This window comes from Micromonospora chaiyaphumensis (genome assembly GCF_900091435.1).
Classification (GTDB): Bacteria; Actinomycetota; Actinomycetes; order Mycobacteriales; family Micromonosporaceae; genus Micromonospora; species Micromonospora chaiyaphumensis.
Window position 1 is genome coordinate 187,491 of record NZ_FMCS01000010.1, and the last position, 15,421, is coordinate 202,911.

The following is a 15,421-nucleotide window of genomic DNA, read 5'->3' on the forward strand; positions in this document are numbered from 1 at the left end:
GCCCCGTGGGGTTCAGCCCTTCTCCAGGTATTCGGCGCGTTCCTCGTCGACCAGGGCGGCGACCGACGCGGCCAGCGCCGGGTGGCGGGCCAGCTCCGGGTCCTCCTCGACCAGGGTGATCGCCTCGGCCCGGGCGTCCCGGATGAGATCCGTGTCGCGCAGCAGCGACAGCAGGCGCAGGTGGGACCGGCGGCCGGACTGGGTGGCGCCCAGCACGTCGCCCTCCCGGCGCTGCTCGAGGTCGAGCTCGGCGAGCTTGAACCCGTCGGTGGTGGAGGCGACGGCGTCGAGGCGTTCCCGGGCCGAGGAGCCCTCCATCGCCTCGGTGACCAGCAGGCACAGGCCGGCCGCCGAGCCCCGGCCCACGCGACCGCGCAGCTGGTGGAGCTGGGAGACGCCGAACCGGTCGGCGTCCAGCACGATCATCACGGTGGCGTTGGGCACGTTGACGCCCACCTCGACCACCGTGGTGGCCACCAGCACGTCGAGGTCACCGGCGGCGAAGGAGCGCATCACGGCGTCCTTCTCGTCGGCCGGCAGCCGCCCGTGCAGCACCCCGATCCGCAGCCCGTGCAGCGGACCCTCGGCCAGCAGCGGAGCCACCTCGGTCACCGCGAGCGGGGGCCGGCGGCCGTTGTCGTCCTCCCTCGGCGCCTCCTCGTCCGACACCGGACCCTCACCGATGCGAGGACACACCACGTACGCCTGGTGCCCCTTGGCGACCTCCTCGCGGAGCCGGCGCCAGGCCCGGTCGAGGAAGGCCGGCTTCTCGGCGGCCGGCACCACGTGCGAGGCGATCGGCGAGCGGCCCTGCGGCAACTGCGACAGCGTGGAGATCTCCAGGTCGCCGTAGACGGTCATGGCGACCGTGCGCGGGATCGGGGTGGCGGTCATGACCAGCACGTGCGGCGGCTGGTCGGCCTTGGCCCGCAGCGCGTCCCGCTGCTCCACGCCGAACCGGTGCTGCTCGTCGACCACCACGAGGCCCAGGTCGTCGAAGTCGACCCCCTCGTAGAGCAGGGCGTGGGTGCCGAGCACGATGCCGGCGCGCCCCTCGGCCACCTCGGCGAGGGCCCGGCGCCGGGCCGCCGCGCCCAGCGAGCCGGTGACCAGCTCCACGCGGGTGGCGTCGTCGGCGGCGCCCAGCTCGCCCGCCTGCGCGAGGGGGCCGAGCAGGTCGAGCATGCCCCGGTGGTGCTGGGCCGCGAGCACCTCGGTCGGCGCGAGCAGCGCGGCCTGCCCGCCGGCGTCGACCACCTGGAGCATGGCCCGCAGCGCCACGACCGTCTTGCCGCTGCCCACCTCGCCCTGGAGCAGCCGGTGCATCGGGTGCGCGGTCGCCAGGTCGGCCGCGATCTCCCGGCCGACGGCCTGCTGGCCGGAGGTGAGCTCGTAGGGCAGCCGGGCGTCGAACGCGTCGAGCAGCCCGCCCCGCTTCGCCGGCCGGGCCTTCGCCGGCCACGCCGCGGCCCGGTGCTTGCGCTGCACCAGGGTGAGCTGCACGGCGAACGCCTCGTCCCACTTGAGCCGCCGCCGCGCCTTGTAGAGCTCCTCCTTGCTGGTGGGCCGGTGGATCTCGCGCAGCGCGGCGCCGATGCCGACCAGGTTGCGGCTGGCCCGCACGGTGGCCGGCAGCGGGTCGTCCGGCGGGGTGAAGGTGTCCAGCACCACCCGTACGCAGCGGGCGATCACCCAGGTCGGCACGGCCGCCGCGGCCGGGTAGACCGGGATGAGCGCCCCGGCGAACTCCTCGACCTCCTCGTTGGCCGCGGCCTCGCCGTCGCCGCCCTCGCCGAGCAGCACGTATTCGGGGCCGTTGAGCTGCCGCTTGCCCCGGAACTCGGTGACCTTGCCGGCGAACAGCCCCCAGCGGCCGGGGCGCAGCTCCCGCTCCCGCCACGCCTGGTTGCCGAAGAAGGTGAGGGTGAGCACCCCGCCGGAGCCGTCGCCGACCGTGACCTCCAGCAGGTTGCCCCGGCGCTGCCGCATCGGGCGGACCGCGGTGCGCTGCACCTGGGCCAGCACGGTGACCTGCTCCCCCACGTCGAGCGAGCGGATGTCGGTGTGCTCGCCGCGCTCGTCGTAGCGGCGGGGGAAGTGGTAGATCAGATCGCCGGCGGTGTGCAGGTCGAGGTGGCTCGCCAGGGCCTTGGCCGTGCGCTCCCCGACCAGCTTCTTCAGCGGCGTGTCCACCGTCGCCGGTTCGCTCGTCATTCGACCCCCAGCAGGAGCGGATAGTGCGGCTGCCCGCCCTCGTACGCCTGCACCTCGACGAACGGCCAGGACCGCTCGACGTGCTCGCGCACCCGGTCGGCCAGCCCGGCCGGGGCGTCCGCCCCGCAGAGCAGCGTGACCAGCTCGCCGCCACCGCCGAGCATCCGGTCGACCACGGCGGTGCAGGTGTCGAGGAGGTCGGCGCCGATGAGGTGCACCTCCCCCTCGACCAGCGCCAGCACGTCGCCCGGCCGGCACGGCCCGGCCACGGTGAGCGCCTCCCTGCTCGCGTGGCAGACCTCCGCGTAGCGGCAGGCGCCGGCGGCCTCGGCCATGGCGATGACGTCGTCCTCGAAGCGGCGCTTCGGGTCGCGCACGGCGAGGGCGGCGAGGGCCTGCACCGGGGACCGGGTGGGCACCACGCTCACCTTCACCCCGAGGCCGTGCGCCTCCCGCGCGGCGGCGCTCGCCACCGACTGGGTGTTGGGGTCGTTGGGCAGCACCACCACCCGGGCGGCGCGCGTGGCCCGGATCGCGTCGAGCAGCTCGCCGGTGGACGGGTTGGCCGGCACCACGGTGGCGCCCTCGGCGCCGAACAGCTCGGCGATGCCGGCGCCCGTGGCCACCACCACGGCGGCCCGGCCGTCGGGCCGCGCCGCCGGGGGCGAGGGCGCCGGGGCCGCCTGGTCGGCGAACCGGGTCACCGTGATCCGGTGCGGCCGTCCGGCCACCACGCCGGCCTCGACGGCCGCCCCGACATCGTTGACGTGCACGTGCACGTTCCAGGTGCCGGCGTCGCCGACGATCACCAGGGAGTCGCCGAGGGCGTCCAGCTCGCCGCGCAGCCGGGCCACCGCCTCGTCGGTGGCGTCGAGCAGGTACTGCACCTCGTAGGCGTACGCCGGGGAGCCGGTCTCCCGGACGGCGGTGGCGGGCGCGCGGACCGCGGGCGGTGCGGGCGCCGGCTGCCGCGGGCTCTCCCCCGTGACCACCTCGACGAGCGCGTCGAGCAGCAGGCAGAGGCCGCGCCCGCCGGCGTCGACCACGCCGGCCCGGGCGAGGGCGGGCAACTGCTCGGGGGTACGCGCCAGGGCGCGGGCCGCCTCGCCGGCCGCCGCCCGGGCCACCGCGCGCAGGTCGTCGGAGTCCGCGCCCTCGGCCGCGCGGGCCGCGGCGGCGACCACGCTGAGCAGGGTGCCCTCGACCGGGTGCGCGACCGCCGCGTAGGCGGCCGTGGTGGCGTCGGCCAGCGCGGCGGCGAGCTGCCGGCCGCGGACCGCCGGTGCGGCGGCGAGCGCGTCGGCGAAGCCGCGCAGGATCTGCGAGAGGATCACCCCGGAGTTGCCCCGCGCCCCGAGCAGCGCGCCCCGGGCCATCAGCCGCAGGGCGTGCCCGTGCGGGGTGTGCCCGTCGTCGGGGAGGGTCTCCAGGTCCATGGCGAGGGCCTGCTGGGCCGAGGTGAGGGTGAGCACCAGGTTGGTGCCGGTGTCGCCGTCGGGGACCGGGTAGACGTTGAGCTCGTCGATCTCGCCCTGGTGGCGCTGGAGGGCGGCCAGCCCGCTCGCGCACCAGCGGCGCACCGCGGCGGCGTCGAGGGTGTCCAGCACGTCGGGAAGCCTACTGGCGCGCACCGACACCCGCCGGGGCCCGCCCGGCGTGTCCCGGACGGTCCGGGGACGGACCCGCCGCCGCCCGGCGGTCCCCCGGGTACGCTGGGCCGGCCTCCCGACCGGGGCGGTTGGGCGTGGCGGCCGGTCATCGGGTAACCTGACCAGGTTGCCCGGGCAGCGCCTGGCGGCGACCTCATGAACGTTTCAATCCCAGGAGTATCCCGTGGCTAGCGTGTGCGACGTCTGTGGCAAGGGGCCGGGCTTCGGCCACAACGTGTCCCACTCGCACCGGCGGACCAACCGCCGCTGGAACCCGAACATCCAGTCGGTGCGTACCCCGGCCGGTGGCGGCACCACCAAGAAGATGCAGGTCTGCACCTCGTGCATCAAGGCCGGCAAGGTCACCCGCGCCTGACGCGGCAGCACCGCCTGCACAGTTTCGCCGGATGCCGGCGGACCCCTCGGGTCCGCCGGCTTTCGTCGTGCCCACCGGTCGCGCACTGACGGGTCGCCGACCGTCCAGCGGCCGGCCGCGCCGGCCCGGTTAGGGTGCTGCTGCGCCGGCCGTCCGTTCCGGCGCCGGGTGTGGGGAGGAACGACCGGTGGAGCTGGACCTGGGGCGGGAGCAGCTGGTGGTGATCGGCGGGTCGTTCGGCTCGCTGCGCTGGTTCGACCAGGAGCTGCCGCCCGGCAGCGTGGTCCTGGTCGAGGAGCCGGACGTGATCCGGCGCCGCGGCCTGGAGCGTTTCGTCGCCGGGCTGTCGATGGTCGCCCGGCTCGTGCCGGCCGAGTACCAGACCGGCTTCGACCCCGACGCCCTGCTCGCCCGCGAGCCCGGCCTCGCCGGCGCCCGGCTGGTCCTGCCCGGCCTGGAGTACGCCGTGGGCGCGGCCGCCCGGCTGGCCGACCGGCTCGGCCTGCCCGGCGCCGGGGTGGCCGCCGCCGACACCTTCTCCGACAAGCACCGGATGCGGCTGCTGGCCGACGCGACCGGCCTGGCCAACCCGGCGTACGAGCTGGTCGACGACCCGGCCCGGGCCGCGGAGTTCGCCCGGGCGCACGGCGGCCGGTGCGTGCTCAAGCCCACCCGCCGCTCCGGCAGCCTGGGCGTGCAGCTGATCACCGACCCGGCGGAGATCGCCGGGCGCTGGGCGGCCAGCGCGGCGCCGCCCGAGCCGGCCGAGACCGTCGAGCGCGGCCTGCCCACCGGGGTGCTGGTCGAGGAGTTGCTGGTCGGCTCGGAGCACAGCGTCGAGCTGCTGGTCGCCGACGGCGAGACGATCTTCGCGAACGTCACGGACAAGCGGATCGCCGGCGGCCGGTACCCGGTGGAGACCGGGCACACCGTGCCGTCCGCGCTGCTGGAGACGGAACGGCAGGCGCTGCGGGACGCCGCCGTGCGGCTCGCCGAGGCGGCCGGTTTCCGCAGCGGCATGCTGCACAGCGAGTGGATCCTGGTCGACGGGGTGCCGACGCTTGTCGAGTGCGCCGCCCGGATGCCCGGCGACATGATCACCGCGCTGGTCTCGATCGCCTACGAGGTCGACTTCATCGGGGCGTACCTGCGGGTGCTGCGCGGCGAGCGGCCCGCGCTGCCGACCCGGCCGACCGGCGCGGCGGCCGTGGAGTTCCTGGTCGCCGCGCCCGGCCGGGTCACCGCCGTGGAGGGCCGGCGGGCCGCCCAGCGGGTGCCCGGGGTGCTCGACGTGCAGGTCGGGGCGAAGGTCGGCGACCACGTGCCGGAGCTGCTCTCCTCGGCGCACCGCAGCGGGCACCTGCTGGCCTGGGGCGCCACGCCCACCGAGGCGGAGAGCGCCGCCCGCAAGGCCGCCGGCGAGATCCGGATCACCGCCGGCTGACGGCGGGGTCAGAGGGTGCGGCCGGTCAGAGGGTGCGGCCGTAGGAGAGGCAGCCCGGGGCGTCCTGGTAGAAGCCGAAGTTCGGGATCCGCTCGTAGCCGGCCGAGGTGTACATGGCGATCGCCTCGGGCTGCTTGTCGCCGCACTCCAGGATGATCCGCTTGCGGCCGTGGTCCCGGGCGGACCGCTCGACCGCGGCGAGCACCGCGCGGGCCACGCCCCGGCCCCGGGCGGCCGGCGCCGTGTACATCCGCTTCAGCTCGGCCGTCCCGTCGCCGTGGCTGCGCCAGCCGCCGCAGCCCACCGGCTGCCCGTCGAGGTAGGCGATCAGGAAGGCGCCGGCCGGCGGCTCGAACTCGGAGGCGTCGACCGGGGTGTCGTCGCCGCTGCCGCCGTACCGCGCGCCCAGGTCGGCCAGGGCCGCCTGGATCAACGCCTGCGCCTCGGGCGCGTCGAAGCGCCGCGCCCGGATCTCGATCTCGCTCACGACAGGCAAGGGTACGACCGGGCCCCGGACCGCCGGCGGCCCGATCGCGGGTATCGGACGCAGATCACTCCCCGCGACGGAAGTGGTCCCAGCCGGCGGGCCCCGCGTACGGCGCGCCGTCCACGGTCACCCCGGCGCCCTCGGTCACCCGCCCGACCGGCCGCCAGCCCGCCGGCAGCGTCGCGGTCGCCGGGAAGGTCGCGGCCAGGGCGTGGTCGTCGCCCCCGGCCAGGATCCACGAGTACGGGTCGACGCCGAGCGCCTGCGCCGCGTCGCGCATCTGCCGGGGCACCTCGAACGCCTCCCGGGTGAGGTCGACGGCCACCCCGCTGGCCCTCGCCACGTGCCCCAGGTCGGCCAGCAGCCCGTCCGACACGTCGATCATGGCGGTGGCCCCCAGCGCGGCGGCCTCCGGGCCGGCCGCGTAGGGCACCTCGGGGCGGCGGAACGCCTCCACGAGCAGCCGGGGCGTGCGGAACCCCCGGGACAGCACGGTGTAGCCGGCCGCCGCCCAGCCGGTGCGTCCCGCGAGGGCCACCACGTCGCCGGGGCGGGCGCCGGAGCGGACCACCGGCGGCCGGCCGGCCAGGTCACCGAGGGCGGTCACCGCGACGGTCAGCGTCGGGCTGGCGGACATGTCCCCGCCGACCACGCTCGCGCCCACCAGGGCCGCCTCGGCCCCCAGCCCGTCGGCCAGTTCCTCGGCCCAGCCCGGGTCGAGGTCGGCCGGCATGCAGAGGGCGACCAGCAGCGCGGTCGGGGTGGCCCCCATGGCCGCGATGTCGGCCAGGTTGGCCGCCGCCGCCCGGTGCCCCACGTCGCGGGCCCCCGACCAGTCGCGGCGGAAGTGCCGCCCCTCGACCAGCACGTCGGTGGAGGCGACCACCCGCCGGTCCGGCGCCGCCACCACCGCCGCGTCGTCTCCGGGGCCGAGCAGGCAGCTCTCCCCCTGGGCCAACCGGGCGGTCACCCGGTCGATCAGCCCGAACTCACCGACACCCGCGACCGTCATGCCGTCCCCTCGTCGCGCTCTTCAAGCTCCGCAGTCCCGCCACCACTGCCCCACGTGTGCTCGCTCACCGGGGTCCCCCGGCGACCGAGACAGATCAGGGCCGCTCCGTAGGGTAGTTTCACCCTTCGGGCCGCCGAAGCGGCGACGGACGGAGGTCGAGTCGTGGTACAGGCGTACATCCTCATCCAGACGGAGGTCGGCCGGGCACGTGACGTGGCCGGTCAGATCGCGGACCTTGCCGGCGTGGTACGCGTCGACGCCGTCACCGGGCCCTACGACGTGGTCGTCCTCACCGAGGCGAACACCGTCGACGAGCTCGGCAAACTCATCGTCAGCAAGGTGCAGTTGGTGCCCGGCATCACCCGCACCCTCACGTGTTCGGTGGTGCGCCTGTAAGTGGAAGAGATCACGTCCTCCCCCGCCGCCGAGGATTCCCGCCCGGCGCGCCGCGACCGGTCGACCCGCAGCGCCGCGCTCTGGGCGACCCTCGTCGCGGTGCCGGTCACCCTGGCGGTGGCCGGGTTCACCTTCGCCAAGCTCGCCCCGGACTCCCCGGCCGCCGCGCCGAGCCCGTCGGCGTCCGCCGTCCGGCCGCAGTCGAGCGCGCCGGTCGAGCTGCCGGCCCCGGCCCTGGCCGAGCGCCCCGCCACGGTGTGCCGCGCCCTGGTGTCGCAGCTCCCGGCGACCGTCCGTGACCTGGCACAGCGGCCGGTCACCGCGGGCGCCGAGCAGAACGCCGCGTACGGCGACCCGGCGCTCACGGTGGCCTGCGGCGGCTCGCCCGCGATCGTGCAGCCCACCGACGAGGTGTGGTCGGTGAACAAGGTCTGCTGGCACGCCGTCCAGGAGGCCGACGCCACCGTGCTGACCACCGTCGACCGGGAGACCCCGGTGCGGGTGCGGGTGCCGAAGCAGTACGAGCAGCCGCTCCAGTGGGTCACGCCGATCTCCGACGCGGTGGTCGCCTCGGTGCCCGCCGCGAAGACGGCGCCGTCCGGCTGCTCCGCCTGACCGCCGCCGGCCGGTCGCGGAGTCAGCGGCCGGCGCGGCGGAGGGCGGTGCGGATGAGCCGGTTGACCAGCTTCGGATACTCCAGCCCGCTGGCCGCCCACATCCTGGGGAACATCGAGGTCGGGGTGAAGCCCGGCATGGTGTTGATCTCGTTGAGATAGACGTCCAGCTCCGGGGTGACGAAGAAGTCGGCCCGGGCCAGGCCGGAGCAGTCCAGCGCCGTGAACGCGCGGGTCGCGTACTCGCGCACCTGCCGGGTCACGTGCTCGGGGAGGTTCGCCGGGATGTCGTACTCGCAGGCGTCGTCGATGTACTTGGCCTCGAAGTCGTACCAGTCGTGGCCGGAGACCACCCGCACCTCGGCGAGCACCGACGCCTCCGGGGCCCCGCCGGCCTCGCCCTCCAGCACGCCGCACTCGATCTCGCGGCCCACGATCGCGCCCTCGACCAGCACCTTCGTGTCGATCTCCCGGGCCGTGGCGACCGCCGCGTCGAGCTGCGCCCAGTCGTCGACCTTCGTGATGCCGAACGAGGAACCGGCGCGGGACGGCTTCACGAAGACCGGCAGGCCGAGGCGCTCCTTGTCCTCCTCGGTCAGCGTCATCCCGGCGCGCAGCACCACGTACGGGCCGACCGGGATGCCCTCGGCGGCGCAGAGCTTCTTGGTGAACTCCTTGTCCATGGCCGCCGCCGAGGCGAACACGTTCGCACCGACGTACGGGATGTCGGCCATCTCCAGCATCCCCTGGATGGTGCCGTCCTCCCCGTAGGCGCCGTGCAGCACCGGGAAGACCACGTCCACGTCGGCCAGCGCCACCGGACCCTGGGCCGGGTCGAGCACCATGAGGCCGCCCACGGCCGGGTCGGCGCGCAGCACCAGCTCGGCGCCGGAGCCGGCGGTGATCTCGGGGAGCTTGCGGTCGGCGATGGCGAGCTGGCCGGGGTCGCCGCTGGCGAGCACCCACTGGCCCTGCCGGGTGATGCCGACGGGCACGACCTCGAACTCGTCGGGGTCGAGGGCGGCCAGCACGCTGCCGGCGCTGACGCAGGAGATGCCGTGCTCCGGGCTGCGGCCGCCGAAGACGATCGCCACGCGGGTCTTGCCTGGGGTGGTCACTCCGGTCACCTCTTCGTCCACGACTGCGGCTGGCCGTGCTCGCCGGGGGCGCTCACCCGCTTGACCTTACTGTGCGTGGCGAGCGTCGGTGGTGGATACCCGGGGAGACGACGCAGCGGGCCGCAATCGGTCAACGAGTCGTATACGGCGAGTAACCGGATGTGCGGTGGTGAGCCCGGGCGGCCGGCGGCGGGACCGGCCACCGGCCGCCCGGCTCCCCGCCCCCGTCACCGCGACCCGGGGGCGGGCCCGGTTCAGTCCAGGTGATCCGGGGTGCGCGGCCGGCGGCCGACCGCGATGACCTTGACCCGTTGCCGGCCGGCGCGGACCATGCCCAGCGCCATGAAGGCGCCCGCGATCCGGTCCGCCGCCTCGCGGCTGCTCGCGCCGACCACCTGCCGGCGCCGCTCGGGGCTGGTGCGCTCGTTGCGCCAGATCCCGTCGAGGGGGCGCACGTCGGTGAGGACCACGAGGAAGCGGGTCATCCCCGCCCACCCTCGTCCGCCGGCTGGCAGGCCGTCACCGTCATCGCTGATCCTCCCCGTCTGGCTTGCCGGCCAGGGCACGCGACGATCGGGTCGTGGGGGAGTAAAACCCGATCGCCGCGCGCCCCATCCCCTCCGGTCACTCACCACCACCGTCGCCACGACAACCGGCGGTGAGGACGCCGTCACAGATTGACAGGTGGACACGCGTGAATGCAACTCTCATCGGATTTCTCTCATGCCCAAGCTCCCGTTGATGTGCGACCATCGATGCATGGCGCCGAAGACCGCCCGGGCCCGACGGCTCGGCATCGCCCTGCGGACCCACCGGGAGGCCGCCGGCCTCACCCTGGAGGCCGCGGCGGACGAGATCAACAGCACCCGCAGCACCCTGTCCCGCTACGAGAACGCGCAGACGCTGGTCAGCCCGGCGACCGTGCGGGCGCTGCTCACCCTCTACGGGGTGGGGCCCGACGAGACCGCCGCGGCCGTGCAACTCGCCAAGGACGCCCGCAAACCCGGCTGGTGGGTCTCCTACTCGTACCTGCTGGACCGGCGGACCATCGACTTCATCGCCCTGGAGGCGGAGGCGACCGGGATCGCCAACTTCGAGCCGTCGGTGGTGCCCGGCCTGCTCCAGACGGCCGACTACATCCGCGGGGTGATGCGCGGCGGCCCGCACACCCTCAGCGACGAGCAGGTGGAGCAGCGGGTCAAGCTGCGCCTCGACCGCCAGCAACGGCTCACGGGTGACGAACCGCCGATCCTCGACGCCATCATCGACGAGGGGGCGTTACTGCGCCCGGTCGGGGACCGGACCGTGATGGGGGGTCAGCTGCAGCACCTGCTGAAGATGGCCGAGCTGCCGAACATCACCGTGCAGGTGATCCCCCTCTCCGCCGGCTACCACCGGGGGACCCGGGGGTCGCTGCACATCCTGGAGTTCGCCGACCCGGAGGACCCGATCATCGCCTCGGTGGAGACGGTCGCCGGGCAGATGGTGCTGGACCGGCCGGGTGACCTGCGCACCTGCACGAAGATCATGGAGCACCTGCGGACCGTGGCGCTGAGCCCGGCGGCCAGCCGGGACGAGCTGCTCCGCCTGCTGAACGAGAGGTAGAACCCATGAACGGCACGAACAGCCACCAACGGCCGGTGACCGGCTGGCGCAAGAGCAGCCACAGCGGCGATGAGGGCGCGTGCGTCGAGATGGCGCCGCTGCCGGAGGCGGTCGCGGTCCGCGACTCCAAGGACCCGGCCGGCCCGGTGCTGGTCTTCCCACCGGCCGCCTGGGCCGCCTTCACCGGCGCCCCGCCGCGCCCCTGATCCGCCGGCCCTGATCCGCCGGGCGGCGAGGCCGCGGCTCAGCCGGCGACCAGCGGGCCGGCGGCGGCCCCGCCGCGGACCGCCTCCAGCGCCGCGATGGCGACCCCGCGCGCCCCGGCCATGTCCCGGTCGGGCACCAGCGCGAAGGTCGCCACCGCACGCTGCTCGGCGCGGAGCACGGTGTGCTCCCGCACGGTGGCCAGGAACCAGTCGCGGAACTCCGGCGCCGCCTCCACCACCCCGCCGCCCACGAAGTACGCGTGCGGGTCGGTGAAGTTGGCCGCGATGGTGAACAGCCGGCCCAGCGCCATGGCCTGCTGGGTGAAGACCTCACGCGCCAGCTGGTCGCCGCGCTCGCCGTAGCCGCGGACCAGCTTCGCCGCCCGGGCCGGCTCCTCGGCGGCCAGCGGGTGCCCCGGGAACCGGCCCAGCCAGTACGGCAGCAGGTTGTTCACGATCGCGGTGAGCGAGGCGACGCTCTCCACGTCCCCGGTGAAGCCGCAGGCGCACACGGGCACCGGCTGGCCCGGCCCGAGCAGCCCGTCGAGCGGGATGTGCACGTGCCCGAACTCGCCGGCCATGCCGGCCGCGCCGCCGACCACCCGGCCGCCCTCCACCACGCCGCCGCCCAGCCCCGTGCCCACGATCGCGGCGACCGAGGACCGGGCCATCGCGTCGGCGCCGAAGTGCGTGTGGTGCGCGTAGAGGGCCGCCGCGTTGCCGTCGTTGGCGTAGACCACCGGCAGGCCGAGCCGGTGCTCCAGCGCGCCGCGCACGTCGTAGCCGCGCCAGGCGGGCTGGGAGAAGTTGGTCGAGCCGCGCGAGGAGATCACCCCGGTGGCGCTGGCCGGGCCGGGGGTGTCCAGCCCGACGGCGCGGACCAGCTCGCGGGGCACCCCGGTCAGCGCCAGCACGCCGTCGAGCGCCCGGGCGAGGGCCTCGATCGCGGCCTCCGGACCGGCCTGGACCTCGCTCGGGATCTCCACCAGCCCGTCGACCAGGAACCGGCCGTCGACCGTCAGCACGGTGGCGTTGTTGCTCGTGCCGCCGTTGTCCAGACCCACCACCACCGGCACACCCGCGCTGCCCACCGCCACCGCCTCCCGCCGAGCCTGACCTGAGGCTAGTTCCCGCCGCGTGGTCCCGCCACGGTCGCGCGGCCCGGCCCTGGGCCGCGCGCTCACCCCGGGCGGCGGGCGGTGACCGCGGTGGCCTCGAGGTCGTCGTCGTGCACCACGGACGGGTCCAGGCCGGCGTCGGTGAGGATCCCGCAGAGCGCCGTGGCCTGGCCGGCGCTCACCTCCACCGCCAGGTGCCCGCCGGGGGCCAGCCACTCGGCCGCGCCGGCGGCCACCCGGCGCAGCACGGCCAGCCCGTCCGCGCCGCCGTCCAGCGCCACCGGGGCCTCGTGCAGCCGCGCCTCCGCCGGCAGCATGGCCACTTCCCCGCTCGGCACGTACGGGGCGTTGGCCACCACCAGGTCCAGCCGCCCCCGCCACCGGGCTGGCAGCGGCGCGAACAGGTCGCCCTGGTAGACCGGCACGCCCAGCGGGGTCAGGTTGCGCCGGGCGCAGGCCACCGCGGCCGGGTCGACGTCGGCGGCGGCCAGCCAGCGGGGTGCCAGCCGGCCGTGCAGCACCAGCGCGGCGGCGCCCGAACCGCAGCAGAGGTCGAGCACGGCGGGCGACGGGCCGCCCACGGCCGCGGCGGCGGCGACCAGCAGGGCGGTCCGCCCGCGGGGCACGAACACCCCGGGGTCGACGGCGACCCGCAGGCCGCAGAACTCGGCCCAGCCGAGCAGGTGCTCCAGCGGCAGGCCGGCGACCCGGCGGTCGGCCAGGTCGGTGAGCGCCTCGGCCGAGTCGGCGGCGGCGATGAGCAGGTCCGCCTCGTCCTCGGCGAAAACGCAGCCGGCGGCGCGCAGCCGCCGGACGAGAGCGGGACGGTCGGGGGAGAACAGGGTGGCTGGCATGGCAGGCCTTTCGGGAACGCTCGTCGGCGCTCCCGGCGTCGCCTAACCCTGGGGCGACGCGGACTCGGAGGGAGCGCCGGTCCTCTGCTGGGGGATCGGTCTCACCTCCTCCGGTCGGGGCCCGCGCGGGCCGCTGCTGCCCGTCACCCTAGCGGAGCGGCCGGGCCGGTGTCAGGCCGCGTCCAGCGCGGCGGTCACGTCGGCCACCAGGTCGGCGGCGTCCTCGATGCCGCAGGAGAGCCGCACGAAGCCGGGTGCGGTGTCGTCCCCCCACTGGGCCCGCCGGTCGGCGGTGGTGTGCAGCCCGCCGAACGAGGTGGCGGCGGACACCAGGCGGGACGCGTCGAGGAACCGGGCCACCCGGTCGGCGTCGCCCAGGTCGAAGGAGAGCACACCGGGCATCCGTCGCATCTGGACCGAGGCCACCGGGTACGCGGGATCGGTCGGTAGCCCCGGCCAGCGCACGCCGGTGACGTCGCCGCGGCCCGCGAGCAGCCGGGCCAGCGCCTCGGCGTTGGCGGTCTGCCGGCCCAGCCGCAGGTCCACGGTCGCCAGCGAGCGGTGGGCCAGCCAGCAGTCGAACGGCCCGGGCACCCCACCGGTCGTGGTCCGCCAGGCGGTCACCGCGTCGAGCAGCTCGGCCGAGCGGGTCGCCACGTAACCGAGCAGCAGGTCGGAGTGGCCGGTGAGGGCCTTGGTGCCGGAGGCGACCACGACGTCGGCGCCGAGCTCCAGCGGGCGCTGCCCGAGCGGGGTGGCGGTGGTGTTGTCGACCGCCACCAGGGCCCCGGCACCGTGCGCCGCGACGGCCAGCGCCGGCACGTCGGCCACGTCCAGGCCCGGGTTCGCGGGGGTCTCCAGCAGCACCAGCCGGACGCCCTCGAACGACGGGTACGGCCCGGCGGTCGGCACGAAGCCGACGCGTACCCCGATGCCCTCCAGGGTGGCCGTGGCGAAGGCACGCACCGGGAAGTAGCCGTCGGCGGGGAGCAGCACGGTGTCCCCGGGTCGCAGCAGGGCCAGCAGCAGCCCCGTGATGGCCGCCTGGCCGCTGGCGAAGACCCGGCAGTCACCGCCCTCCAGCTCGCCGACGGCCGCCTCCAGCAGCCGCCGGGTGGGGTTGTCCGGCCGCCCGTACCCGTTGGGGCTCGCCTCCGGCCCCCGCCACGGGTCGAGGTGGTACGGCGCCGCGAAGACCGGCCCGGGCAGGAAGGGCTGGCCCGGTTCCGGCGCGGGCAGCCCGGCGTGCACGCTGCGCGTGCCGTCACCCCACTCGTCGGTCATCGCCGCCTCACTCGTACGACTCGGGCTTCGCGGTCCGGCTCATGAGGGCGTCCACGGCGAGCCGCGGGTCCATCCCCTCGTGGCAGATCCGCTCGATCTGCTCGGTGATCGGCATCTCCACCCCGTGGGCCCGGGCCAGGTCCCGGATGGCCAGGCAGCTCTTCACGCCCTCGGCGGTCTGCCGGGTGGCCGCCTGCGCCTGCTCCAGGGTCTCCCCCCGGCCCAGGTGCTCGCCGAAGGTGCGGTTGCGGGCCAGCGGCGACGTGCAGGAGGCCACCAGGTCGCCCATGCCGGCCAGCCCGGCGAAGGTGATCGGGTCGGCGCCGAGCGCCACGCCCAGCCGGGCGGTCTCGGCGAGGCCGCGGGTCATGAGCATGGCGCGGGTGTTGTCGCCGAAGCCCATGGCGGTGGCGATGCCGTACGACAGGGCGATCACGTTCTTCACGGCCCCGCCCAGCTCGCAGCCGATCACGTCGTCGTTGGTGTACGGCCGGAAGTACGGCGTGCGGATCGACGACTGCACCAGGGCGGTCCGGCGGCTGTCGGTGCCGGCGACCACGGTGGCGGCCGGCTGTTCGGCGGCGATCTCCGGGGCCAGGTTGGGCCCGGAGACGACGACCACCCGGTCGGCCGGCACCCCGGCGGTCTCCATGATCACCTGGCTCATCCGCTTGGTGGTGCCCAGCTCGATGCCCTTCATGAGGGAGACGAGCGTGGCGTCCGCGTCCAGGTACGGGGTCCACTCGGCGAGGTTGCCGCGCAGCGTCTGCGACGGCACGGAGAGCACCACCACCTCGGCGCCGGCGATGGCCTCCTCGGCGTCCCCGGTCGCGGTGACCCGGTCGGGCAGCCGCACGTCCGGCAGGTAATCGGGATTGTGGCGCCCGGTCCGGATCGCCTCGGCCACCGAGGCGCGCCGGGCCAGGATGGTCACGTCCCGGCCGGCGTCGGCGAGGATCTTGGCGAACGCGGTGCCCCAGGAGCCGGCGCCCAGCACGGCGACATGCCCGCTCACCGCGCCACCTTCGTTCGCGACTGCGGGGC

The 15,421-nt window shown here is 75.6% G+C and carries 16 protein-coding genes; 6 read left to right on the forward strand and 10 right to left on the reverse strand.

Going from position 1 to position 15,421, the window contains the following annotated elements:
• Nucleotides 1-12: 12 nt before the first annotated feature.
• Nucleotides 13-2,214 (reverse strand): ATP-dependent DNA helicase RecG, encoded by a 2,202-nt coding sequence (gene recG, locus GA0070214_RS25010; RefSeq protein WP_091268782.1) that lies wholly within the window; start codon nt 2,212-2,214, stop codon nt 13-15.
• Nucleotides 2,211-3,821, reverse strand: a complete 1,611-nt coding sequence (locus tag GA0070214_RS25015) for a DAK2 domain-containing protein (protein WP_091268783.1) — start codon at nt 3,819-3,821, stop codon at nt 2,211-2,213. The genes recG and GA0070214_RS25015 overlap by 4 nt, the downstream gene beginning before the upstream one ends.
• Nucleotides 3,822-4,047: 226 nt before the next feature.
• Here GA0070214_RS25015 and rpmB point away from each other — a divergent pair, with 226 nt between their 5' ends.
• Entirely contained in the window at nt 4,048-4,239 is a 192-nt protein-coding gene (rpmB, locus tag GA0070214_RS25020; protein WP_073832489.1) for a 50S ribosomal protein L28, read from the forward strand.
• A gap of 187 nt (nt 4,240-4,426) precedes the next feature.
• The gene (locus GA0070214_RS25025; RefSeq protein WP_091268785.1) at nt 4,427-5,683 is read left to right on the forward strand and encodes an ATP-grasp domain-containing protein; all 1,257 of its coding nucleotides are present in this window, start codon (nt 4,427-4,429) and stop codon (nt 5,681-5,683) included.
• A 25-nt stretch (nt 5,684-5,708) separates the two neighbouring features.
• Here GA0070214_RS25025 and GA0070214_RS25030 read toward each other — a convergent pair whose 3' ends face one another.
• Nucleotides 5,709-6,170: a GNAT family N-acetyltransferase gene (locus tag GA0070214_RS25030; RefSeq protein WP_091268787.1), complete on the reverse strand. Its 462-nt coding sequence runs from the start codon at nt 6,168-6,170 to the stop codon at nt 5,709-5,711.
• A gap of 64 nt (nt 6,171-6,234) precedes the next feature.
• Nucleotides 6,235-7,182 (reverse strand): thiamine-phosphate kinase, encoded by a 948-nt coding sequence (locus GA0070214_RS25035; protein ID WP_091268790.1) that lies wholly within the window; start codon nt 7,180-7,182, stop codon nt 6,235-6,237.
• Between the two features lie 162 nt (nt 7,183-7,344).
• Here GA0070214_RS25035 and GA0070214_RS25040 point away from each other — a divergent pair, with 162 nt between their 5' ends.
• Together GA0070214_RS25040 and GA0070214_RS25045 are read left to right on the forward strand one after the other, a co-directional pair.
• On the forward strand, nt 7,345-7,578 hold the full coding sequence (locus GA0070214_RS25040) for an Lrp/AsnC ligand binding domain-containing protein (RefSeq protein WP_091268792.1): 234 nt from the start codon (nt 7,345-7,347) through the stop codon (nt 7,576-7,578).
• The gene (locus GA0070214_RS25045) at nt 7,579-8,193 is read left to right on the forward strand and encodes a DUF3515 family protein (protein ID WP_208602886.1); all 615 of its coding nucleotides are present in this window, start codon (nt 7,579-7,581) and stop codon (nt 8,191-8,193) included. It begins immediately after the preceding gene.
• Nucleotides 8,194-8,215: 22 nt separating this feature from the next.
• Here the strand turns inward: GA0070214_RS25045 and GA0070214_RS25050 are convergent, their stop codons facing one another.
• Entirely contained in the window at nt 8,216-9,310 is a 1,095-nt protein-coding gene (locus tag GA0070214_RS25050; protein WP_091268794.1) for a D-alanine--D-alanine ligase family protein, read from the reverse strand.
• A 254-nt stretch (nt 9,311-9,564) separates the two neighbouring features.
• A complete protein-coding gene (locus tag GA0070214_RS25055) occupies nt 9,565-9,795 on the reverse strand; it encodes a hypothetical protein (RefSeq protein WP_091268797.1) in 231 nt (76 codons plus the stop codon).
• A gap of 274 nt (nt 9,796-10,069) precedes the next feature.
• On the opposite strand from GA0070214_RS25055, the gene GA0070214_RS25060 reads away from it, so the two are divergent.
• Together GA0070214_RS25060 and GA0070214_RS25065 are read left to right on the forward strand one after the other, a co-directional pair.
• A complete protein-coding gene (locus GA0070214_RS25060; RefSeq protein ID WP_091268799.1) occupies nt 10,070-10,915 on the forward strand; it encodes a helix-turn-helix domain-containing protein in 846 nt (281 codons plus the stop codon).
• 5 nt (nt 10,916-10,920) lie between these two features.
• Nucleotides 10,921-11,121: a DUF397 domain-containing protein gene (locus GA0070214_RS25065; RefSeq protein ID WP_091268809.1), complete on the forward strand. Its 201-nt coding sequence runs from the start codon at nt 10,921-10,923 to the stop codon at nt 11,119-11,121.
• A 38-nt stretch (nt 11,122-11,159) separates the two neighbouring features.
• Here the strand turns inward: GA0070214_RS25065 and GA0070214_RS25070 are convergent, their stop codons facing one another.
• The 4 genes from GA0070214_RS25070 to GA0070214_RS25085 form a co-directional block, all read right to left on the reverse strand.
• Nucleotides 11,160-12,212 carry an ROK family protein gene (locus GA0070214_RS25070; RefSeq protein WP_091269037.1) on the reverse strand — a complete coding sequence of 351 codons (1,053 nt, stop codon included), beginning with the start codon at nt 12,210-12,212 and terminating at the stop codon, nt 11,160-11,162.
• Between the two features lie 89 nt (nt 12,213-12,301).
• Complete coding sequence (locus tag GA0070214_RS25075) at nt 12,302-13,093, reverse strand: putative protein N(5)-glutamine methyltransferase (RefSeq protein ID WP_091268811.1); 792 nt, start codon at nt 13,091-13,093, stop codon at nt 12,302-12,304.
• A 171-nt stretch (nt 13,094-13,264) separates the two neighbouring features.
• Nucleotides 13,265-14,377: a cystathionine gamma-lyase gene (locus tag GA0070214_RS25080; RefSeq protein WP_091268813.1), complete on the reverse strand. Its 1,113-nt coding sequence runs from the start codon at nt 14,375-14,377 to the stop codon at nt 13,265-13,267.
• A gap of 7 nt (nt 14,378-14,384) precedes the next feature.
• The gene (locus GA0070214_RS25085; protein WP_091268814.1) at nt 14,385-15,392 is read right to left on the reverse strand and encodes an NAD(P)H-dependent glycerol-3-phosphate dehydrogenase; all 1,008 of its coding nucleotides are present in this window, start codon (nt 15,390-15,392) and stop codon (nt 14,385-14,387) included.
• Between the last annotated feature and the right edge of the window lie 29 nt (nt 15,393-15,421).